19 protein-coding genes are annotated in these 21,005 nt (G+C 71.9%); 12 read left to right on the top strand and 7 right to left on the bottom strand.

The window, feature by feature from the left end; all coding sequences use genetic code 11:
- Positions 1-198: 198 nt before the first annotated feature.
- From ACGFZF_RS18110 to ACGFZF_RS18080, 7 genes are all read left to right on the top strand, one after another.
- Positions 199-1,338, top strand: a complete 1,140-nt coding sequence (locus ACGFZF_RS18110) for a spermidine/putrescine ABC transporter substrate-binding protein (protein ID WP_393555172.1) — start codon at positions 199-201, stop codon at positions 1,336-1,338.
- Position 1,339: 1 nt separating this feature from the next.
- A complete protein-coding gene (locus tag ACGFZF_RS18105) occupies positions 1,340-2,254 on the top strand; it encodes an ABC transporter permease (protein WP_393555169.1) in 915 nt (304 codons plus the stop codon).
- A complete protein-coding gene (locus tag ACGFZF_RS18100; RefSeq protein ID WP_393555167.1) occupies positions 2,251-3,084 on the top strand; it encodes an ABC transporter permease in 834 nt (277 codons plus the stop codon). The genes ACGFZF_RS18105 and ACGFZF_RS18100 overlap by 4 nt, the downstream gene beginning before the upstream one ends.
- A gap of 5 nt (positions 3,085-3,089) precedes the next feature.
- Complete coding sequence (locus tag ACGFZF_RS18095) at positions 3,090-4,217, top strand: ABC transporter ATP-binding protein (protein WP_393555165.1); 1,128 nt, start codon at positions 3,090-3,092, stop codon at positions 4,215-4,217.
- A complete protein-coding gene (locus ACGFZF_RS18090) occupies positions 4,214-5,530 on the top strand; it encodes a flavin monoamine oxidase family protein (protein ID WP_393555163.1) in 1,317 nt (438 codons plus the stop codon). Before ACGFZF_RS18095 ends, ACGFZF_RS18090 begins: the two co-directional genes overlap by 4 nt.
- Positions 5,531-5,585: 55 nt before the next feature.
- Entirely contained in the window at positions 5,586-6,926 is a 1,341-nt protein-coding gene (locus ACGFZF_RS18085; protein WP_393555623.1) for an aldehyde dehydrogenase family protein, read from the top strand.
- A 188-nt stretch (positions 6,927-7,114) separates the two neighbouring features.
- On the top strand, positions 7,115-7,663 hold the full coding sequence (locus ACGFZF_RS18080) for a YciI family protein (RefSeq protein WP_393555161.1): 549 nt from the start codon (positions 7,115-7,117) through the stop codon (positions 7,661-7,663).
- A 33-nt stretch (positions 7,664-7,696) separates the two neighbouring features.
- Here the strand turns inward: ACGFZF_RS18080 and ACGFZF_RS18075 are convergent, their stop codons facing one another.
- Positions 7,697-8,164, bottom strand: coding sequence for a hypothetical protein (locus tag ACGFZF_RS18075; protein WP_393555159.1), 468 nt, complete (start codon positions 8,162-8,164; stop codon positions 7,697-7,699).
- 256 nt (positions 8,165-8,420) lie between these two features.
- Here ACGFZF_RS18075 and ACGFZF_RS18070 point away from each other — a divergent pair, with 256 nt between their 5' ends.
- Together ACGFZF_RS18070 and ACGFZF_RS18065 are read left to right on the top strand one after the other, a co-directional pair.
- Entirely contained in the window at positions 8,421-8,903 is a 483-nt protein-coding gene (locus tag ACGFZF_RS18070) for a hypothetical protein (RefSeq protein ID WP_393555158.1), read from the top strand.
- 123 nt (positions 8,904-9,026) lie between these two features.
- Positions 9,027-9,404, top strand: a complete 378-nt coding sequence (locus ACGFZF_RS18065) for an FKBP-type peptidyl-prolyl cis-trans isomerase (RefSeq protein ID WP_393555156.1) — start codon at positions 9,027-9,029, stop codon at positions 9,402-9,404.
- Positions 9,405-9,546: 142 nt separating this feature from the next.
- Here the strand turns inward: ACGFZF_RS18065 and ACGFZF_RS18060 are convergent, their stop codons facing one another.
- The 5 genes from ACGFZF_RS18060 to ACGFZF_RS18040 form a co-directional block, all read right to left on the bottom strand.
- Positions 9,547-9,927: a hypothetical protein gene (locus ACGFZF_RS18060; protein ID WP_393555154.1), complete on the bottom strand. Its 381-nt coding sequence runs from the start codon at positions 9,925-9,927 to the stop codon at positions 9,547-9,549.
- A complete protein-coding gene (locus ACGFZF_RS18055; protein WP_393555152.1) occupies positions 9,924-10,511 on the bottom strand; it encodes a TetR/AcrR family transcriptional regulator in 588 nt (195 codons plus the stop codon). Before ACGFZF_RS18055 ends, ACGFZF_RS18060 begins: the two co-directional genes overlap by 4 nt.
- 166 nt (positions 10,512-10,677) lie before the next feature.
- Positions 10,678-11,508: a hypothetical protein gene (locus ACGFZF_RS18050; RefSeq protein ID WP_393555150.1), complete on the bottom strand. Its 831-nt coding sequence runs from the start codon at positions 11,506-11,508 to the stop codon at positions 10,678-10,680.
- A gap of 93 nt (positions 11,509-11,601) precedes the next feature.
- Positions 11,602-13,215: an alpha/beta fold hydrolase gene (locus tag ACGFZF_RS18045; protein WP_393555148.1), complete on the bottom strand. Its 1,614-nt coding sequence runs from the start codon at positions 13,213-13,215 to the stop codon at positions 11,602-11,604.
- A 14-nt stretch (positions 13,216-13,229) separates the two neighbouring features.
- Positions 13,230-14,633 (bottom strand): alpha/beta hydrolase, encoded by a 1,404-nt coding sequence (locus ACGFZF_RS18040; protein ID WP_393555146.1) that lies wholly within the window; start codon positions 14,631-14,633, stop codon positions 13,230-13,232.
- A 633-nt stretch (positions 14,634-15,266) separates the two neighbouring features.
- Between ACGFZF_RS18040 and ACGFZF_RS18035 the strand changes: the two genes are divergently transcribed.
- Positions 15,267-16,058, top strand: coding sequence for a PIG-L deacetylase family protein (locus ACGFZF_RS18035; protein ID WP_393555144.1), 792 nt, complete (start codon positions 15,267-15,269; stop codon positions 16,056-16,058).
- A gap of 247 nt (positions 16,059-16,305) precedes the next feature.
- On the opposite strand, the gene ACGFZF_RS18030 is transcribed toward ACGFZF_RS18035, so the two are convergent.
- Positions 16,306-18,672 (bottom strand): MMPL family transporter, encoded by a 2,367-nt coding sequence (locus tag ACGFZF_RS18030; protein WP_393555142.1) that lies wholly within the window; start codon positions 18,670-18,672, stop codon positions 16,306-16,308.
- Positions 18,673-19,000: 328 nt separating this feature from the next.
- Here ACGFZF_RS18030 and ACGFZF_RS18025 point away from each other — a divergent pair, with 328 nt between their 5' ends.
- Together ACGFZF_RS18025 and ACGFZF_RS18020 are read left to right on the top strand one after the other, a co-directional pair.
- Complete coding sequence (locus ACGFZF_RS18025; RefSeq protein ID WP_393555140.1) at positions 19,001-20,203, top strand: sensor histidine kinase; 1,203 nt, start codon at positions 19,001-19,003, stop codon at positions 20,201-20,203.
- Entirely contained in the window at positions 20,200-20,877 is a 678-nt protein-coding gene (locus tag ACGFZF_RS18020; protein WP_393555137.1) for a response regulator, read from the top strand. The genes ACGFZF_RS18025 and ACGFZF_RS18020 overlap by 4 nt, the downstream gene beginning before the upstream one ends.
- Positions 20,878-21,005: the final 128 nt, after the last annotated feature.

The raw sequence follows: 21,005 nt of genomic DNA, 5'->3' as shown, positions 1-21,005 counted from the left end.
CCCACCCCGCCGGCGGGCAGGGCGACCCGCCGTACCGCCCCGCCGGCACGGCGAACCTCCGGACCCTGACGCCCGGTCGTCCCGTCCGGCCGCAAGCAGCACGAGAGCCACCCGTGTGCGCACCCCTCCGAGCCCGCGCGCTGACGCGCCGTCCGTTCCCCTCGCCGTCCCCCCGGCGGCCCTACGGAGAGGACCCCCATGTCCCCCGAGGCACGACCCCTGTCCCGCCGCACCCTCCTCCGCGCCGGTGTCGCCGGCACCACGGCCACCCTCGGCCTCACCGCGGCGGGCTGCGGCTTCGCCTCCGGCCCCGACCCGGCCGACGCGGCGGCGGACGACAGGCCGATCGACGTCAAGGTCGACGGCGACCTCGTCTACTTCAACTGGGCCGACTTCGTCGACCCCGCCGTGTTCGAGGGCTTCTCGAAGAAGTACGGCGTCAAGGTCGTCCAGTCGAACTTCGACTCCATGGAAGGCATGGCGGCCAAGCTCAACGCCGGGAACCGCTACGACATCATCTTCCCCACCGCGAAGTGGGCGCAGCGCCTCGCCGCCGGCGGCAAGCTCCGCGCGATCGACCACACACGCCTGGGAAACGCCGAGGCGGTCTTCGCCGGCTACACGTACTTCGCCGACCCCTGGTACGACAAGGGCTCCGCCCACACGGTCCCCTTCACCATGTACAAGACCGGCATCGGATGGCGCAAGGACCGGCTCGGTGACCTGACCGGCTCCTGGGACGACCTGTGGAGCGCCGCGGCGAAGGGCAAGGTCTTCGTCCTCGACGACCGCGACGAAGTGCTGGGCATGGGCGCGCTCAAGCACGGATTCGACCTCGGCACCGAGGACCCGGACGACCTCCGGACGATCACCGAGAGCCTGCGCACGCTCCGCCCCCGACTGCGCGGCTTCTCCAGCGACAGCTACAACAACCTGCTCAACGGCAACGCCGACATGACCCAGGCGTGGAGCGGGGACATGGCCGCCATGCTCGCCCAGGCGAAGGACCCCTCCGTCTTCGGCTTCGAGGTCGCCCGGGAGGGCGCCCCCGTCAACTCCGACTGCTACGCCATCCCCGCCAACGCCCGGCATCCCGGCACCGCGATGCTCTTCATCGACTGGATGCTCCGCCCTGAGAACGTGAAGAAGAACATCGAGTACATCGGCTACCCGATGCCGGTCCGCGGCTCCGAGGACACCTACACCGCCCTGGTGGAGCCCTTTCCGCAGTGCCAGGTGACCGCCGACGACCTCAAGCGCGACCTGTTCTTCCGCAACGGCACCGCCGAGGGCGAACGGGCCCGCGACGCCGCCTGGACCGACGTGAAGGCCGGCTGACATGGCACGACGTGACCGTACCGGCACGGCCACCCACCCCCCGGCCCTCCACGAGGGGCCGGCCGCGGCGGGGGCACGGCTGTGGACCTGGCTCATGCTCCCCGGCACCCTCTGGATGACCGGCTTCCTCGTCGTCTCCCTGCTGCTGGTCGGCACGCTGGCGTTCGGCACCACCGACCCCCTCGGGAACCCGCACTTCGGCCTGGACTTCGGCAACATCGCGGCGCTGGCCGACCCGGTCTACCGCACCGTCCTGCTGCGCTCCCTCGGCTACGCCCTCGTCACCTGCGTCGTCTGCCTGGCCGTGGCCTACCCCGTCGCGTACGCCATCGCGCTGTGCGGCGGGCGCTTCAAGAACCTGCTGATCGCCGCGATCGTCGTGCCGTTCTTCGCCAACTACCTGGTGCGGATGTACGGCTGGTCCGTCGTCCTCTCCGACGACGGTCCGCTGCTGAAGGCCCTCCGGGCTATCGGCCTCGCGGACGGCGACACCAGGATCCTCCAGTCCGGCCTCGGGGTCGTCGCGGGGCTCGTCTACGGGTTCGTGGTGTTCATGATCATCCCGTTGTACGCGGCCCTGGAGCGCATGGACACGTCGCTCATCGAGGCAGGCCGCGACCTCTACGGCGGCCCCCTGCGCACCTTCTTCTTCGTCACCGTACCCGCCACCCGGCAGGGGGCCGCGGCCGGCTGCGTCCTCGTCTTCCTGCCCGCCATGGGCGACTTCGTCAGCGCCCAGCTCATGGGAGGGCCCGACCAGATCATGATCGGCAACCTGATCCAGGACAAGTTCTTCCAGGGCCAGAACTGGCCACTCGGCGCCGCCCTGACCATGCTCCTGATGGCTGTGCTGTTCCTCGGGATGCTCGGCTACCTGCGGCGCACCCGCAAGGACGAGGCGGAGGCGACCCGATGACCCTCCGTCCGGCCCGCCGGGGCGCCGAGCGCCGCCCCCGCTTCGCCATCGCGGTCACCGTGGCCTTCTTCATGCTGCTCTACCTCCCCATCGCCGTCGTCGTCCTGTTCTCCTTCAACTCGCAGAAGTCCCTCACCGTCTTCCACGACTTCAGCCTCCGCTGGTACCAGGCGTTCCTCCACGACGACGTGCTCATCGACTCCATCGGCATGAGCCTGGAGGTCTCGCTCGTCGCCATGGCCGGCTCACTGGTTCTCGGCGTGGCCCTCGCCCTCGGCCTGGTCCGCGGCCGGAGCCGCCTCGGCTCCTTCGCCGGCCTGGTCATGCTCGTCCCGCTGATCACCCCGGAGATCGTCACCGGAGTCGGCGCGATGCTGCTCTTCAAGGGCCTGGGCATCACTCTCTCCACCACCACCGTGATGCTGGCCGAGATCACCTTCTCCATCTCCTACGTCACGGTGATCCTGCGCTCCCGCATCGCCGCACTCAACCCGGAGGTCGAAGAGGCCGCGATGGACCTCGGCGCCACCCGCCGCCAGGCGCTGCGCCTGGTGACCCTGCCCGCCCTGCTCCCCAGCATCCTCGCCTCCGCGGTCCTCGTCTTCGCCCTGGTCTTCGACGACTTCGTGCTCGCCTACTTCACCACCGGCGTCGAGCCGCAGCCGCTGTCCGTACGCATCTACTCGGCGATCAGATTCGGCGTCCAGCCCACCATCAACGCCGCCGGCACCCTCATGCTCGCCGGATCCCTCGCGCTCATCGCCCTCGCGCTCGCCATCCCGCGCCTGTTCGGCCGCCGCGGCGGCCTCGATCTGCTCTCGGGGAAGTGACACCCATGCAGCACCCCCACCCGCACCCCGCCGTCCGGCTCGACCGGGTCAGCAAGCGGTACGCCGCCACGTACGCCGTCGACGGCGTCACGCTCGACATCGCCCAGGGCGAGTTCTTCTCCCTCCTCGGCCCCTCCGGCTGCGGAAAGACCACCCTGCTGCGGATGACCGGCGGCTTCGCCGATCCCACCGCCGGCAGCGTTCTCCTCGACGGCGAGGACGTCACCGGCCTGCCGCCCGACAAGCGCAACGTCAACACCGTCTTCCAGAGCTACGCCCTCTTCGACCACCTCTCGCTGGCGGACAACGTGGCCTTCGGTCTCAAGCGGAAAGGAGTCGCCCGCGCCGAGATCCGCCGGCGCGTGGCCGACATGCTCGACCTCGTCCAGCTCGGCCCGCTGGCCGACCGCAAGCCGACGACGCTCTCCGGCGGGCAGCGCCAGCGCGTCGCGCTCGCCCGCGCGCTGGTCAACCGCCCCCAGGTGCTGCTCCTGGACGAGCCGCTGGCCGCCCTCGACCTCAAGCTCCGCCGCCGGATGCAGGTCGAGCTCAAGCAGATCCAGCGCGAGGTCGGGATCACCTTCGTCTTCGTCACCCACGACCAGGACGAGGCGCTGACCATGTCGGACCGCCTCGCCGTGATGAACGAAGGGCGCGTCGAGCAGTGCGGCACGCCGGAAGACGTGTACGAGCACCCGACGAGCGGCTTCGTGGCCTCCTTCATGGGTACGTCGAACCTGGTCGCCGGCACCTACCGCGCCGGCGAGGTCGTGCCCGACGAGGGCGGCCCCGCCCTGCCCGTGGGCCTCCGCCCCGATGTGTCGGACGGCAGCCGGGTCAGCCTCTCGATCCGTCCCGAGAAGGTCTGGCTCTCCGACTTCGAGCCGGGCATGGCCAAGGTCCGCGGCACCGTCCGGGAGACCGTCTACTCCGGACCGACCACGACGTACCTCATCGAACTCGCCCCCGGCGTCACGGTCTCCGTCCTGGAGCAGAACACCGTCCGCTCCCGCCGCGAGGACCGCTGGAGGGGCGGCGAAGAGGTCGAGATCGGCTGGAAGCCCGAACACTGCCTGGTGCTCGACCGGCCCGCCGCGCACCTGCCCGGTTCCGACCGGAGGAACTCCTCGTGAACCACGACGTCATCGTCCTCGGCGCGGGTCTCGCCGGTCTCGCCGCCGCCCGCGACCTGGCCAGGGGCGGAGCCGACGTCCTCGTCGTCGAAGCCCGCGACCGGGTCGGTGGGCGCGTCGAGCAGAACCGGCTCCCCGACGGCCGCCTCGTCCAGCTCGGCGGCGAGGTGGTGGGCCGGGCACACACCGCCTACACGGACCTCGTCGCCGAACTCGGTCTCACCCTGGTCCCCAGCTATGTCGCCGAGCCCGGCGCCCTCACCCGTGCCACCCCCGAAGGCGTCTCCGCCGACGACCCGCCCCACTGGTTCGGCCCCGGCGACGAGGCCGCCCACCGCAAGGCCACCGCCGCCTTCGTCTCGCTCGCCGCGACCGTCGACCCCGCCGATCCGTGGTCCCACCCCGACGCCACCGCACTGGACCGGCTCTCCGTGGGCGACTGGCTGCGTGCCGAGGGCGCGCCCCCGGCCGTCGTACGCCTCTGGGAGATCGGCCAGCTGGCCCTCGCCGACGGCTCGTACGAACGCACCTCCCTCCTCGCCGCCCTCCGCAAGCACACCGCCGTGCCCGCCGACGGCCACTACGCCTACGAGGCGTGGGAGGGCCTCCGGGTGGCCGAGGGCTCGGCCACGGTCGCCCTGCGCATGGCCGAGGAGCTCGACGGCCGGATCCGAACGGGCGCACCGGTCGCGGCAGTCGCCGTACGGCGGCCCGGCGGCTGCACCGTACGCCTCGCGGGCGGCGAGTCCCTCACCGCCCGCGCCGTCGTCAGCGCCCTGCCGGTCGGACCGCTCCGGTCGGTCGCGGTCACCGGAGTGTCCGACGAGCGTCTCGCCTCGCTCCACCGGCAGCGCCACGCGGTCGCCGCCAAGTTCGTCGCCGCCTACGACGAGCCGTTCTGGCGCGCCCGCGGACTCAGCGGCCTCTCCGAATCCGAAGGGGTCCTCGGCAGCACCTGGCCCCAGAGCGAGGGCATCCTCTCCGCGCTCGTCCCGCCCGAGCGGTACGGCGTGCTCCTCGGCATGCCGCCGGCGCTGCGCACCGCCGAGCTGCTGGCCGAGATGGCCCGCCTCTACGGCGCGGAGGCGCACCGGCCGCTCGCCACGTACCTGCGCACGTGGGGCACCGACCCGTGGACCCAGGGCTATGTCACCCACTGGACCCCCGGCGACGTCATGGCCGTGGGACCCCGCCACGGCACCCACGAACCGCCGTTCTACGTCTGCGGATCCGACCAGTGGGTGGCGGGCTACATGGAAGGCGCCGTACGCACCGGCCGTGCGGCGTCGAAGGAGGCACTGACCCGTGGCTGACACGCTCGCGAACCACATCGGCGGGAAGGACCGCCCCGCCGCGTCCGGCCGGACGATGGAACTGGTGGACCCCGCCACCGGCGAGGTCCACGGCCACGCCCCCCGCTCCGGTCGGGCCGACACCGACGCGGCCTGCGCGGCGGCCGCAGCGGAGTTCCCGCACTGGTCGGCGGCCACGCCGGCCACCCGCCAGCGGGCCCTGCTCGGCATCGCCGACGCCCTCGAGGCACACGCCGACGCCCTGGTCGAGGCCGAGTGCCGGGACACGGGCAAACCGGCCGAGCGCTTCCGCGAGGACGAACTCCCGGCCGTCGTCGACACGGTCCGCTTCTTCGCCGGAGCGGCGCGGACCCTGCCGGGCATCGCGGCGGGGGAGTACACCGAGGGCCGCACATCGGTGCTGCGCCGCGAACCGGTCGGCGTATGCGCCCAGATCACCCCCTGGAACTACCCGCTGATGATGGCGGCCTGGAAGATCGCCCCGGCGATCGCGGCGGGGAACACCACCGTGCTCAAACCCGCCGACACCACGCCCTCTTCGGCGGTCCTCCTGGCCCGGATCGCGGCTGCGCACCTCCCGCCGGGTGTTCTCAATGTCGTCTGCGGCGACCGCGACACCGGCCGGGCGCTCACCGCACACCGGGACGTCGCCCTGATCGCCGTCACCGGCAGCGTGCGGGCAGGTCAGGAGATCGCTGCCGCCGCGGCCGTCGGCCTCAAGCGACTGCACCTGGAGCTCGGCGGGAACGCCCCGGTCATCGTCCACGACGACGTGGACGTGGAGTCCACCGCCACGGCACTCGCCGAGGTCGCGTACTACAACGCCGGACAGGACTGCACGGCACCCAGCCGCCTCCTGGTCCACGAGCGCGTGTACGACGCGTTCCTCGCGGCCTTCGCGGCCGCGGCCGCCACCCCCGCCCACCGCGAGGCCGCCTTCGGCCCGCTGAACAACGCGACCCAACGGGCCGCGGTCGAAGCCCTCTTGGATCGCCTCCCGTCCCACGCCGAGATCGTCACCGGTGGGAAGGCCCTCCCCGGCCCCGGCTGGTTCCACCAGGCGACGGTCGTGGCCGGCGTCCGCCAGGAGGACGAACTGGTCCAGGAGGAGACGTTCGCCCCCGTGGTGACGGTCCAGCCCTTCCGCACCGAGGAGGAGTCCCTGCGCCTGGCCAACGACGTCCGTTTCGGCCTCGCCGCCGGCATCTGGACCACGAACCACGACCGCGCGATGCGCGCCACCCGCGCCCTCCGGACGGGCATCGTCTGGGTCAACACCCACGGCACCACGGTCTCCGAGATGCCCCACGGCGGCATCGGCCACTCGGGCTACGGCAGCGACCTCTCCCTGGCGGGCCTCCTCGACTACACCCACCCCAAGCACGTCATGTTGTGACCTCGGGAGCTAGGGACCGGGGGCCGCCCGACGGCGCCGGCGGCGGCCGGGTGACGTGTCTCCGCCCGGCACGGGAACCGGGACCTGGGACGGTGACTCCGCACGTGCCCTGCCGGAGCAACGCCGTCGAGCAGCCATCGCGGTGAAACCCGCTCGACCTGGTCGCCACCGTGAGGAGATCCTTGGGCATGGAGTTCCTCTGCTACCACCGTGACCGGCCCGGATCGTTGCCGCTGCGCCTTGAGCTGCTGGAAGAGCACTGGTCGTACATGGACCAGTACGCGAAGGAGATGATCGCCCGGGGACCGACCCTTGCCGACGACGGAGACACACCCACCGGCAGCGTGCACATCGTCGACCTGCCGGATCCCGCCGCTGCCCGCAGGTTCGCCTTCGACGAGCCCGGCTACCAGGCCGGCGTCTACCGGGACGTGCTGCTGCGGCGGTGGCGCAACATGCTGGGGCGCACGATGTGGGATTTCCCGGGCGGCCGGACCGGCGGCAACCGGTACCTGGTCGTCGGCCTCGGCGCGGGGCAGCCCGCCGACCTCGCGGTGCCGTCCGACGTGGACGGGCTGATCGCCTACGGGCCACTGCTGTCCGATGACGGCGCCATCTGGCTGGGCACGGCGGCGTTGGTCCAGGCGCCGGACCCGGACACGGCAAGCGCCGTCCTGACCCCGGACCGGTATGCCGACATCGAGGTCCACAACTGGCGGTTCGGCGGGCGGCCATGAGGGCCGAGGACGACCGGGGCGGTGGAAACGGCCCTATGCTTCAGGGTCGACCGAGGTGCGTTTGTAGTGGCAAGGGTAGGGATAGGGGTCCCCGCCGCCCGCGTGGACAGTCCCGTCCATCTGCAACTCCCCATGCTCCACATAGAAGTGCAGAATCTGGATGTCGTTGTGATTCTTGAATCGAAGCACCAGGTACGGTGACAGGCCGGGGTCCTTGTTGACCCCGTGCCATTTCCCGTCGGATGAACGGCGCGTCACCTGCGAGTCCGGCCCGGGGCCGTCCCACTCGACTGGAAAGTCCTTGCTGGAGAAAGTGTAATCGTCACGTAGCCGGAGCATCGGTGATCCGCATTGCTGCTCCCCGTCCCATCGGCCGACCAGTTCGGGGTGGGTCACGGCCTCTGGAGTGACGACGGGCTTCCCCTCGCAAGAGGACGGACCGAGTGCCGTCACGGCGGCAGCGGCAAGGCTTGCGCTGATGCGAAGTATTTCGGATTTCACGCTATCTGCTCCCGGCCGTAGGTGGGATGGTGCCCGGTCTGCCCGTCGATGATCCGAACGAGATGCCCGTGCCGTCGGAGTACGTGCCGGCGATCCGGCTGTCCCTCACACGCGCCCGGGCCCGCGCCGACACCGGAACATGAAGTTCTGAACACATTCAAATCTCCTCCGGTGCACATCATGCACCACGGCGGCGCACGCTCGCCCGGCAGGGCCGCGCCGACGAGGCGACCGGCTCCGCGCTTATGGTTCGCCCATGAGCGTTCCCGAGGTGATCCCCGTCCGGCACGAGCCGGAGTACCGCACGAGCACGATCGGGCAGTGGGAGGGCGGTCAGTTCTTCGCCTCGGTCACCGCGGCCTTCCCGGAGGACTGGAGCGGCGACGACTGGCAGGCGCACAAGCGCTGGTGCGCCGTACTCCATCGGTTCGACGCGGGCGGTCGGCATATCGGGTCGCGCATCGAGTTCACCGGCACGTCGGCGGAGGGGGAGGAGCAGGCGGTCGCTGCCGCTCGTGAGCTCCTGGGGGAGTGGCTGGATGCCTTGCCGATGCGGCGGTACCAGGACATCGCCATCGCGCCCTTCGAGGTGCGGTTCGAGGGAGCCCTGTTCGGGCTGGTCCTGGAGGAAGAGGACGACGAGGGCGACGAGGACGACGGCACGGAGGGACTGTCGGCGGAGCTCTATCCCGATGGGCTGGGGTTCTACGCTCCCTGGGACGGCAGCTACGACACCTGAGCCGTTGGAGTGGTTGCACTTCGGGGGACTGCTTTGTCGGTAGCGTGATGATCTGCTGCATGGAGTGTCCATGCGTCCGGCTGGTCCGCGCGAGGGCTTCCGGCGGAGAGTGATGAGGCTGGGATGAGTGACCTGACGAGGCCCGTGATCGATGTTCCGGAGGGGGACGCTCCTACTGAGCTGACGATCCGGGACCTTGTCGTCGGGGACGGGGCCGAGGCGAAGCCGGGCAGGGTTGTCCAGGTTCACTATGTCGGGGTGACCTTCGAGTCCCGAAGGGAGTTCGACGCCTCCTGGGACCAGGGCCGGCCGTTCAAGTTCGCTGTGGGCGGTGGCCGAGTCATCAAGGGCTGGGATCGGGGGGTGAGGGGCATGAAGGTCGGCGGACGGCGCGAGATCATCGTTCCCCCGCGTCTCGGCTACGGCAAGCAGTCGCCCTCGCCGTTGATCCCGGCGGGTTCGACGCTGGTCTTCGTGGTGGATCTGCTCTCGGTGGTCTGAAGCGGGCCTGCCGGTGGCCTGCCGGGGCTCGACCTGCTCACCACGTCGACGACGCGTCCTCCGCCGGGCCCGGTGTGTGCCGACCGTTGACGGGTCCGGGCTCGCGGCTCCGTGGCGGACGGCGGCGGCCGCGGGGGCGGTGCTACGCGGCACCCGCCGCTGCCAGTACCGCGACCGGCAGGAGCAGGATCCACTGCGGCAGGCGGAGCAGCGGTCTGGGCCAGCCGACGGACAGTGTGACGACCAGGAAGGCCGCCGCGTACGCGATGAAGTGCGCGGCCACGAACCACGCCACCAGGCCGGCCCCCGGCGTACTGCCCGTCAGGGAGAGGTGGAACAGAGCGAGTCCGGAGAGCACCAGGTCGACGCTCACCATGTGCCATACGGCGTGCAGGACACGCTTGGGTTCGTCCGCGAGCCCGCAGGACAGCAGAGGGCGCACCACATCGCGGCGCCCGCCGACGATGTGCACCGCGGCCACGCCGAGCGCCGTGATCCCTGCCGCGAGAAGCCAGCCGTTCATCGGACCTCGATTCCCTTGGCCACGACTGCGGCAAGCAGTGCGGCCAGCTGCTGGTCAGGGTGTTCCCCGACCAGTCCTACGTGGAAGAACACGGCTCCTGCCAGCGTGTCCAGGACCAGGTCCACAGGTGTGTCGGCCGTGATCTCCCCACGCAGCAGGGCGCGTTCGAAGACGACCAGCAGCCGTTCCTTCGACGGGGCGAGGAAGTCGCCGCGGATGCGCGCCCTCAGTTCCGGGTCGGCGGCGAAGTCGGCGAGCAGCCCGGGGAGTGCCGCGGCGGCGGCAGGCGCGTGGAACTCGTCGACCAGGCCCTGCAGCAGTACGGTCAGGTCCCCGGTCAGCGTTCCGGTGTCCGGGGCCGGGGCGTCGTCGGTGGTCGTGAAGACGGCCTCGAAGACCAACTCCGGCTTGCCCGACCACCGCCGGTAGATCGTGTCCTTGCCGACACCGGCCCGCGCGGCCACCGCCCCGATCGATGTCGCGGCGTAGCCGACCTCGACCACCAGCTCTGCCGTCGCGCCGATGATCGCCTGGTGTGATCGAGGATCCCTGGGACGCCCCCTGGAGGGCAGAGAGGAGCTCATGTATTTACCTTACGGGTCGACCCGTAAGGTAAACAAGGGCAACACCGGCAAGACCGACCCGGCCAGAGCTTCCGCCCACGTCCACGGTTCAGTCGGCGTCTGTGATCAGGGCGTCGGTCAAGTGGTCGGTTGTCTTCTCTCCGCAGGGTTGGCCGGCCGTCTCTCGTCACCGGGAGTCCGGTTCCCCAGGGACGCGCGGCAGTTCGTTCACGCGGTAGTTCATGAACCAGTGGGTGTCGAAGTAGCGGGCCATGGTGAAAGGGTGGTCCGGTTCGAGGAGGATGCGGCAGACGAACTCCGCGGCCGGGCAGCCGAAGGGGACGTTCTCGCCGTCGAATGTCTGAACGGTGACCGGCCACTGGTCGGGGTCGCCGTCGTCGATCTGCCAGCAGTACAGATTCTCGTGCTCGGTGCCCGCCCAGATCAGCAGGCCGTCCTCCTTGAGGTCGGTCCACGGTTCCTGGTTCAGGCTGAGGTACTCGTCGAAGGCGCCCTCCCCGAACGTCTCCACCATGCGCTTGTAGTCGCGGGGAAGACGTGTGCCCACGCGTGCTTCGGTCTGCGCCCAGTCGACGTCCGGCCGCTGCGGGGGCAGGGTCCAGCCGGTGATGCCGATGAGCCGTTCGACCCAGTCTTCGTCCTGACCGGTCATCCCCGCGGGCGCCACCCGTGTGCGCCGCGGGGCGACGAGCAGCACCGGCACGACATCGCCTTGCGCGTCCTGTGCGGTCCCTGCGCCGATCCACTGTCCTGCGTGGGCCCAGGCAAGTATCCTCTCGCCCCGGTCTTCGAGGAGGTCGAGGAGACCCGCGCCAAGAGCCTCGTTCACGCTCGGGTCCGTGATGCCGTCCAGGACCAGGGTCCTTGGTGCCCCATGACGGGAGGCCAGCTTCTCGACGAGCGCATGGGGGTCGACGTCCTGCGACAGGTACAGGATCCCGCTCGGCTCCGTGAGCCGGGCCAGCAGGTCGTTGAGCATCGAATGAGTGAACTCCATGAAGGACAGGAAAGCGCACCGCACCGCAGGGGCCCGCATCCCTCATGGGGGATGCGGGCCCCTGCGGTGCGGGCACCGTGGCCGGCGGGTGCCTTACGGTGCGATCTCGAACTGCGGCGGCTGCAGTCCCGCCAGGCAGCTGGTGTCCGGCGCGGTCGGACGGGCGAAGAACGAGGTGGTGATCGTCTGGGCGCACCGCGAGTCGGCGAACACCACATGGGCGACGTAGGGGACCGTGACGGCGGTCGAGCGACGCAGCGTGCGGGCGACGTACGCCCCGTTGCTCGGCGCCGTCTGGGCGTCGAACCCGCCGGACAGCGCGAGGGTCGGGATGTCGCTGCGGGTCACGTCCCGGACCGAACGGGGTGCCGGGGGGACGTCCCAGGCGCGGCAGTCGTCGTGGAGCCAGGCGAGCTGCGGCGCGTTGGCCAGCATCGAACGGGGGAACGACGGGAACGCGCGGCGCCCGCCCCGGATGATGTCGGCCCGGCTCTCGTACGGGGTCCACTGGCTGCAGAAGACGCCGTAGACCAGCCCGTGGGCGACCCTTCCGATCGCCTGCGGGCTGTACTTGCCACCCGCGAGCTGCTCGGCGATCCGCTGCGGGTTGCCGTGGGCCAGTTCGTCGATGGAGCGGGGTACACCGGCCGCCACGTGGGTGGCCGAGGTCAGCCAGGTGACCAGGTTGCTCCCGTCCAGCACGACCTTCACCGGCTCCGGGTGGACCGGGACCGTGACGGTGGTGGTGACCGGGTCGGCCTCCAGTTCACTGACGAGGCGGAGGAAGGTCGCCTTGAGGTTCGGGTAGCGGGTGTTGCAGGCGGGCTGCTCCTCGCACGCCTTGAACAGGCCGTCGAAACCCTCTCGTGCGGCCTTCCAGGTCACGGCCCCGCCGGCGATGGACGGCGGCAGGACGCCGTCGATGCCGACCGAGCGGATGCCCTTCGGGTGCAGACGCATGTAGTTGAGCGCCAGGTGGGTGCCGTAGGAGATCCCGAAGACGTTCCACTTCTTGACTCCCAGCGTCTTGCGCAGGGCGTCGTAGTCGGCCGAGCTCTCGATGTCGTTGTAGGTGCTGCGGTCGGCGCCCTCGGCGTCCACGCGCCCGCGGCAGGTCCGGGTCGCCTCGACGTGCAGGCGCCCGGTGGACGGTGCGTTGGAGACGAGGCCGAGGGCGCGGGCGTTGAACTGGTCGATGTTCGGGCAGGTGAGCTCCGGGTCGGCCGAGTAGGTGCCGCGCTGGGACATGAAGATCACGTCGCGGTCGCGGTTCAGGTCGCCGGCGAGCGCCATCGGGATCTCGGAGACCGCGTCGTCGCCGGGGCCGCCGGCGAACCACACGATCGGGTCGGGCGCGGGGCTGCTGCGCTCCGCGGGCATGATCGCGACAGCGAGGGTGATCGTGCGTCCGTGGTGGCCCCAAGGGTTCTTGGGTCTGGCCGTGGAACGCTTCTCGGGCACGGTGAGGGTGCCGCAGCGGGCGCGCGCGAGATCGGGGATCGGGTCCGCCGTCCTGGGACAGGGACCCGGTTCGAAGCGGGCGTCGCCCACCGTACGGGCGACCGTGCCGATCGGGCCGTCGGTGCCGGAACCGGCGTGTGCGGGCATCGCGGCCAGACCGACGACGAGGGCGCCGGCCGTGGCTCCGGCCAGCGTGGCCGGGAGCCGTCTCGCGGGGCGCCGGCTGAGGGTCGTACTGGGGGACATCGTGCGTACTCCGGTCAGGGGATGATGGTGAACGGCTTGGGTTCGACTCCCGGCACGCAGCCGGTGTCGGGGGCGGTCGGCCGCTCCAGGAAGGAGAGCAGGACCGACGCGGCGCAGGGGTTCTGTGGCACCACCCAGTGGGTGATGCCGGGAATCACCACGGCGGTCGAGCGCGGCAGCGTACGGCCGGCGTACGGCCCCCAGCTCGCACCGGTCTTCGCGTCGAAGGTCCCGGTGATGATGAGCGCGGGCACCTTGCTGTGGGTGGCCACCCGCTGGACCGCGGTGCGGTCCCGGACGTTCCAGACGCGACACAGATCGTGCTCGAAGGGCAGCTGCGGTGCGTGCGCCAGCACGGAGTCCGGCCATCCGGGGAAGGCCCGGCGGCCCGCCGACAGCACGTCGCGCTTCGAGAAGCCCGGGACCCACTCGGCGCAGGCCACCGAGTGCGTCAGCCCGTGGGCGAACTCGCCGATGGCGGGCGTCGCGCCGGCGGCCTGGGCCCGCGCGAAGCGCTCCGGATTGCCGGCGGCGAGTTCGTAGAGCGCCGCGGGGACATCGACGGACGGAACCAGTCGGCCGTTGGCGACCAGCAGGTTCACCAGCGTGCCCCCGTCGAGGACGACCTTCACCGGGGTTCCGCCACCGGGCGGCGGTACGGTCAGCGTCAGCGGGTTCGCCTCCAGCCGCCGGACCTGCTCCGTGAGCGTGCGGGAGAGCTCCGGGTAGCGGGACTTGCAGGCGGGCTGGGCCTCACACGCCGCGAAGATCGCGTTGATGCCCTCCTGGGCGCTGTCCCAGGCCCACGGCAGGCTCACGATCTGCGGGGGCACGACCGAGTCGATCGCCAGCGAGCGGATGCCCTGGGGGTGCCGGCGCAGATAGGTGAGGCCGAGGTCGGTGCCGTAGGAGTAGCCGTAGACGTTCCACTTCTTGATGCCCAGGGCCTTGCGGAGGGCGGCGAAGTCAGCGGCGTTCTCGGTGGTGTTGTAGGCCGTGAGGTCGTTCCCCTCGGCCGTCAGGCGGTCCCGGCACTCCTTGGCCGCGCGTACCAGCCCCCGCCCGGTGGACGGCGCGTCGTAGGGCAGGCCGACGGCGGTCGCGTTGAACCGGTCCATCTCCGGGCAGGCGAGGTTCGGTTGTGAGTGGAGGGTGCCGCGCTGGGCCACGACGATCAGATCGCGGTCGCGGTTCACGGCGGAGTCGATCAGGAAGGGGATGGCTCCGAACGCGTCTCCACCGGGGCCCCCTTCCATGAACACCACGGGGTCCGCGGCCGGCGTCCTCGACGCTGCCGGGATGATGGCGACGGCCAGCCGGATGGTCCGTCCCTTGCGGATCTTGCGGTTCTCGGGGACCTCCAGGAAGCCGCACCGCCCCGGGACCGGCTCGGGCGTCTGTGGGCAGGGACCCGGCACGAACCGTGCCGGATGGCCCGACGGCGGCCCGCCGGCAGGCGCCGACTGGGCGCTGCTCGGCGCGGTCCCGACCGCACCGAGGACTCCGAGACATACGGCGAGGAGCGCCGCCTTCGTACGCGCGCTCCGGCCGAGTCGTGGAGGGAGGTGCCGAGTTCGGCTGCGTCCAGTCCTTCCGGTCCCGGCGCGGGAGGGCAGGGGCCCGGGACCGATGTCGTGTTCGGCCATGTGATCTCGTCTCTCTGACGTCCCTGGCCAGTCCGGTCGGGGGACGGTTGGCATGGCTGCGCCCGCGGCATGGCCGGGCAGGGCGCGTACGCCAGCCTGCGTTCGGGCAGGGGCCCCCACCACTCGTCGCCTCCACTTGGAGCAGCCCCATCCAGGACCGCGGGCGGTCCCCGGTCACCCGGTCGGCCGGGGACGGAGCCCCCGCTGCGGCGGCGGTCGCTCCGCCGTGGGCCCGACGCATCCGGCGCGGACTCACTGGTCCGTCACGAGCCCGGGAGGGTCGAGCGAGTCCGCCGGCGCGGTGGACCGGGAGACCGCGCACGCCGTGGGCCCTGACGTCGGCCCTTCGCGGGTTCGGACGCGCGCCTCGGTGTCAGGACGCTTCCTCCGGGCCAGTATCAGAAGATGACGACGCGAGATGACACGGGCCCGTCCGGCCCGCAGGGCGCGCTCCCGCCGCTGCCGGAGGACTGGGAGAGGTGCCTGGCCGTGGCGGCCCATCCGGACGACATCGAGTACGGCACGGCCTCGGCCGTCGCCCGCTGGACCTCCCAGGGGAAACGGGTGACCTATCTCCTGGTCACCCGGGGGGAGGCGGGTATCGACAGCATGCACCCCGCCCAGGCGGGGCCGCTGCGCGAGGCCGAGGAGCGTGCCGGCGCCCGCGAGGTCGGCGTGAGCACGGTGGAGTTCCTCGACCATCCCGACGGCGTCGTCCAGTACGGGCCCGACCTGCGCCGCGACATCGTGCGGGCGATCCGGCAGCACCGGCCCGAGGTCGTGGTGACCGGGGCTTTCACGGTACGGATGATCGCCGGTGTCACCAACCAGGCCGACCACCGTGCGGTGGGCCTCGCGGCCCTGGACGCCGCGAGGGACGCGGGCAACCGATGGATCTTCCCCGAACTGGGAGACGAGGGACTCGAGCCGTGGGGCGGAGTCCGTCTCGTGTGCATGGCCGGGCCCGAGCGGCCCACCCATGCATTGGACGTCACCGGAGAGCCGCTGGAACGCGGCATCGCCTCCTTGTCCGCGCACGCCGAGTACACCAGGGGACTGGGGGAGCAGGGCTTCGAACCCCGCGCCTTCCTGACCTGGGCAGCGCGCATGGCCGGCCCCGCGCTCGGTGTCGAGGCGGCCGTCCCCTTCGAGGTGTACCGGTTGATGTCCGACGGAAAGCCACCGTGGGAGGAGTAGGGGGTGTCTTGCCGATCTTGCCGGGCTCGCGGTGTCCTGGGACTCCGTCTCCGGCGTTGTCGTCGGTCGGCATGGCTCCGCCATGCCTTCTTCCTCCGCCTTGGATCCGAAGCCCCAGGACACCGCTCGCTGATCCGGCCTGATCGACAAGACACCCCCTAGGGCCCGGTCCGGGCAGCCGGCCCGCCGCGCTGGACGCGGCGGGTCCGGGCGGCCACCGGCCGGTCCGGCGACGTACCCTGTCCCGTCACTCGGCGTCGTGTGTCGTCCGCCGCCCCTCCCGGTGGACCCGCCGGTCGGCCGTACGGTACGGCCCGTCGGCGTCCGCAGAGCTGTACGCGGCGATCGCCCCCTCCTCGCTCCCGACCGATGTGCCGAGGGGGGCGTGCCCCGGGTACGGGCGCGGGTGACGGGGGGAGACGCCCTCGGGTTCCGTCGAGGCCGACTCGGTGCGCCTCGCGCTCCCGGCGGGGCCCCCACGCATCGGCCACCACATCCCGCGGCCCAGCAGGGCCGCGGCCGCCGGCACCAGCAGCAGGGACAGGACGAAGGCGGAGAGCAGGATGCCCAGCGCGGTCGCGAAACCGATCTGCCGCGTGGAAGGCTCCGCGTTCACCCCGAGGCTGCCGAAGGAAGCCGCCAGCACGACGCCCGCCGTGGCGATCGCCGGCGCCGTGTGGCGTACCGCGCGGGCCACGGCCGCGCGGCTCGACCCCGCGCGGGCCATCTCCTCCCGCAACCGGTCGCTGATGAGGATGTTGTAGTCGGTGCCCAGGGCCACCACGAACAGGAACAGCACCAGCGGCAGGACGAAGTTCACGCCCGGCTCGCCGCCCAGGTGCTGGAAGGCCAGCGCCGAGGCGCCGAACGTCGCCGCGAAGCAGAGTCCGACCGAGAGCATCAGCACGGCCGGAGCCGCCAGGCTGCGCAGCAGCACCAGCAGGATCAGGGCGATCAGCGCCGCCGCCACCGGGAACACGGTCCGCAGGTCCTCGTCGACCGCCGTCGCCACATCGGCGAACACGGCCGCCGTGCCACCCACATGGGCCGTCGACCCGGCCGGCGTCGCCTTGCGGACGGCTTCGCGCACCGGGCCCGCCACGAGGTCGCGAGCACGCTGGGTCTGCGCGTCCTCCGTCAGGTACGCGTCCAACCGGACGGCGGTGCGGTCGGCGTTGAACACGGGGGAGCCCACCCGGCCCACGCCCTCCACCCGGGCCAGGGCGCGCGGCAGGCCGCCGAGCGCGGCGGTGTCCAGGGTCCGGCCGTCCCGGGCGGTGACGTACACCGTCGTGGGATCGGACACTCCCGACGGCAGGACGTGGGCGATCTCCCGCGCCGTCGCCGCGGCTGCCGTGTCCCGCGGGGAGCCGCCGGTGCTGAAGTCCATGTGCACGCCCTTCGCGCCGAACGCGAGAGCACCGAGGAGAGCGACCGACGCCGTGAGCACCAGCAGGGGGCGTCGCGCCACCAGCTCGCCGGTACGGCCGGCCAGACCCGGCCGCTCGGCCCTCTTCAGGCTCCGCGACGGCCAGAACATGCGCCGCCCCGCCACCGCGAGCAGCGCCGGCATCAGGGTCAGACTCGCCACGAGCATCACCAGCACGGACACCGCCACCGCGGGGCCGAGCACGCGGAACTGACCGAACCTGGCCACACCGAGGGTGGCGAAGGCCGCCACGATCGTCAGAGCCGCCGAGGTCACCGCGGTGCCGACCCGGCCGGCCACGTCCGCGGCCACCACCCGATGGTTCGCCTCCGGGCGCCGTCGCAGCTCCTCGCGGAAGCGGAACAGCAGGAACAGGAAGTAGTCGACGCCGATGCCGAGCAGCACGGTGCCGATCAGGCCAGGGGTGCCGGGGTCCAGGTCGAAGCCGGTGAGCAGGGCCGCTCCCACGGCCGTACCGGCCGCCGCTCCGCCCACCACGGACACGGCGAACAGAGGGATCAACGCGGCCAGGACACTACGGAACACCAGCACGTTGACCAGCACGATCAACCCGACCATGAGCGCACCGACCACCGTCTGCGTGGCCTTCTCCGCGTCCGCTCGGTCCACCGTGTCCGCCAGGCCCCCGGTGAACCCCGTGCGCAGCCCGGCATCGCCGAACTCCTTCTCGGCACGGTCGCTGAAGGTCCGGTAGAGCGCGTGCATGCCCGGGTCGGTCGGATTGCCCCGCAACCGGGCGCTCAGCAGCGCGAACGACCCGTCGGGCGCGGTCATCGACAGCGCCACCCGGGGGACCTGGGAGTAGTCCCTGGAGAGCCCGGGGATCTGCTCCTCGGCCCACGGCATCTTCATGCGCTCGGCGCTCAGCCCGCGCGCCACCTCGCCCACGCGGCGCCGGTCCGAGTCGGCCAGCGGCCTGCCGTCGCGCCGGGCCACCAGCACCGTCACCACGTCGGCGCCGGGCTCCGCGCCGAACTTCTCCTCGGCGACCCGCAGCGCCGCGGCCGCGTCGTACTCCGAAGGCAGGAAGCCGGCGCTGTCGGTCTGCGTCACGCGGAAGACCAGCACCTGGCCCAGGACGGACACGAAGATGCCGATCACCGCCCACAAGGCGATGACCCGCCAGGGTCTGCGGGTCGAGAAACCGGTCAGGGCACGGATCACGGAAGTCCTCCGGTACGAGTACGCGTACGGGATCGGCGTACGCGGTGGTGTGCACGGCGCCGGGGTACCCGGGCGCCCCGTGCCGGGCGACTTCCGGCACGTGTCCAGCACATCAGCGCGATCCGGCCCGGACCTCGGAGCCGGGAACGAGAACCCGCCTGGGAGCACGGCCCTCCACCACCCTTCGGCTGGGACCCTGCTCCCAGCCGACGCTCACTCCCGCTCCCGACCCGGCGCCACGAACCGGGCTGACACAATGGGTCATCGACGGACAAGCCGCAGCTCAGCAGGCCACTGCGGCGATCCCAGGGAGAACGCGGGGGGCGACATGGAACGGCGCGAGAGCGCGACGAGGCGGGGCCGGGCATCGCAGGAGGCAGCCCCGCGACGCGGTGGCCCCGACCTGTGGAGCCGGCACGACGGGCTCGTCGCCGTCGGGGCCGCGGCCGTCGACCTGGTCGGGTTCACCGTCACCAGCCAGATGGACCAGGGCCGCGTCCCCGCGGCCGGCTGCCTGGTGGTGGTCGCCGCCTCCCTGTTCCTGCTCGTGCGCCGCCGCGCCCCGGTCAGCGTCCTCGTGGGCGTCCTGGCGACGAACCTGTCGCTCAACTGGTTCAGCGCCGTCGGCCAGCACTACGGCGCCGCCACCGTCGTCGCGCTCTTCACCGTCGTACGTCACCACCGTGCCGTCGTCAGCGCCCCCGCCGTCGTCGGGCACGTCGCGGTGCTCCAGTTCGTGCACCCGGCCCTGCCCTCCCCCTCCCCGCTCGATCTCGCGGCCAACGCCGCCTCCGCGCTCCTCGTGTCCGGCACCGCCGTCGCCGTGGGCCGCTGGCAGCGCAACGCCGAGGCCCACCGGCAACTCCTCGCCGACCGCGCGGTCGCCGACGAACGCCGCCGCATCGCCCGCGAGCTGCACGACATCGTCGCCCACCACCTGACGACGATGCAGCTGCTCGCCGGCGGCGCCCGCGCCAACCTCGAGCGGTCTCCCACGACCGCCCGGGAGGCCCTCGTCACCCTCGAAGGCTCCGGCCGCACCGCCCTGCACGAGATGCGCCACCTGCTCGACGTCCTGCGGGCGGGCGACGAACGCGCCGAGGGCGAGGACACCGCGCCGCAGCCCGGCATCGCCGACCTCGACCGAGTCGTCGAGGACAGCCGCCGCTCCGGCCTGCCCACCACCCTCAGCAGCGACGGCGACGCGCGGACCCTGCCGCCCAGCGTCGCCCTCGCCGTGTTCCGCATCGTCCAGGAAGCCCTCACCAACGCGCGCAAGCACGCCGGCCACGGCGCGAAGGTGGACGTCCGCCTCAGCTACGCGCCCCGCGAGGTGCGCGTCACCGTCACCGATGACGGCCCACGCCCCGAACACCCCGCCGCACGAGGCTCCGGCTACGGCCTCATGGGAATGCGCGAACGCGTCGCCCTGCACGGCGGAACCCTGCACGCCGGTCCCGGCGACGACGGTGGCTTCACCGTCCGGGCCCGCCTGCCACTGCGCCCCGATCACGAGGAGGCGTACGCGTGACCGCGCCCGCCACGATCCTCATCGCCGACGACCAGCCCCTGGTGCGCCGGGGCCTGGCCCTGATGCTCGCCCCCGAACCGGACTTCCAGGTCGTCGCCGAAGCCGCCGACGGAGCCGAAGCCGTACGCCTGGCCCATGAACACCGACCCGACGTGGTCATCATGGACATCCGCATGCCGGTCCTCGACGGCATCGCCGCGACCGAGCGTCTCGTCGCCGAACTGCCCGGCTGCCGCATCCTCGCCCTGAGCACCTTCGACATGGACGAGCACGTCGTGGCCGCTCTGCGCGCCGGGGCGTACGGCTTCCTGCCCAAGGACATATCACCCGAGGACCTGGTCGCGGCCCTGCAGGTGGTCCGCGACGGCGAGGCGATCCTCGCCCCCAGGCTCCTCACCCGCCTCATCTCCTCGCACGTCAAGGCCGCCGTCCACCCCACGTCGACCCGGGTGCCGTCCGGTGCCGAAGGACTCACGCCGCGCGAGAGGGAGGTGTGGCGGCTGATCGCCGCCGGCCTGGACAACACGGAGATAGCCGAACGGCTCGGCGTCAGCGCCTCCACCGTGAAGAACCACATCACCGGCCTCTTCGCCGGGCTCGGCGTCCGGGACCGGGCCCAGGCGGTCATCGCCGCGTACGAGACGGGCCTCGTGACGGCGCGACGGGAATCGTGACCCGTGCCGGGCTTCCCCGGCGGACGGACGGACTCCGGCGAGTCCCGCGCGCACGGCCAGGGGTTGGGTCCGGCGCGTGTGCGCGGACGAGCAGATCCGGTCCGCCGGACCGGGAAGCCCCGTCTCCT

The sequence above is a fragment of the Streptomyces sp. NPDC048338 genome (genome assembly GCF_043201055.1).
In the GTDB taxonomy this organism is placed as follows: domain Bacteria; phylum Actinomycetota; class Actinomycetes; order Streptomycetales; family Streptomycetaceae; genus Streptomyces.
The sequence above is the reverse complement of the archived record's forward strand: the minus strand, read 5'-3'. Positions and strand labels throughout refer to the sequence as shown.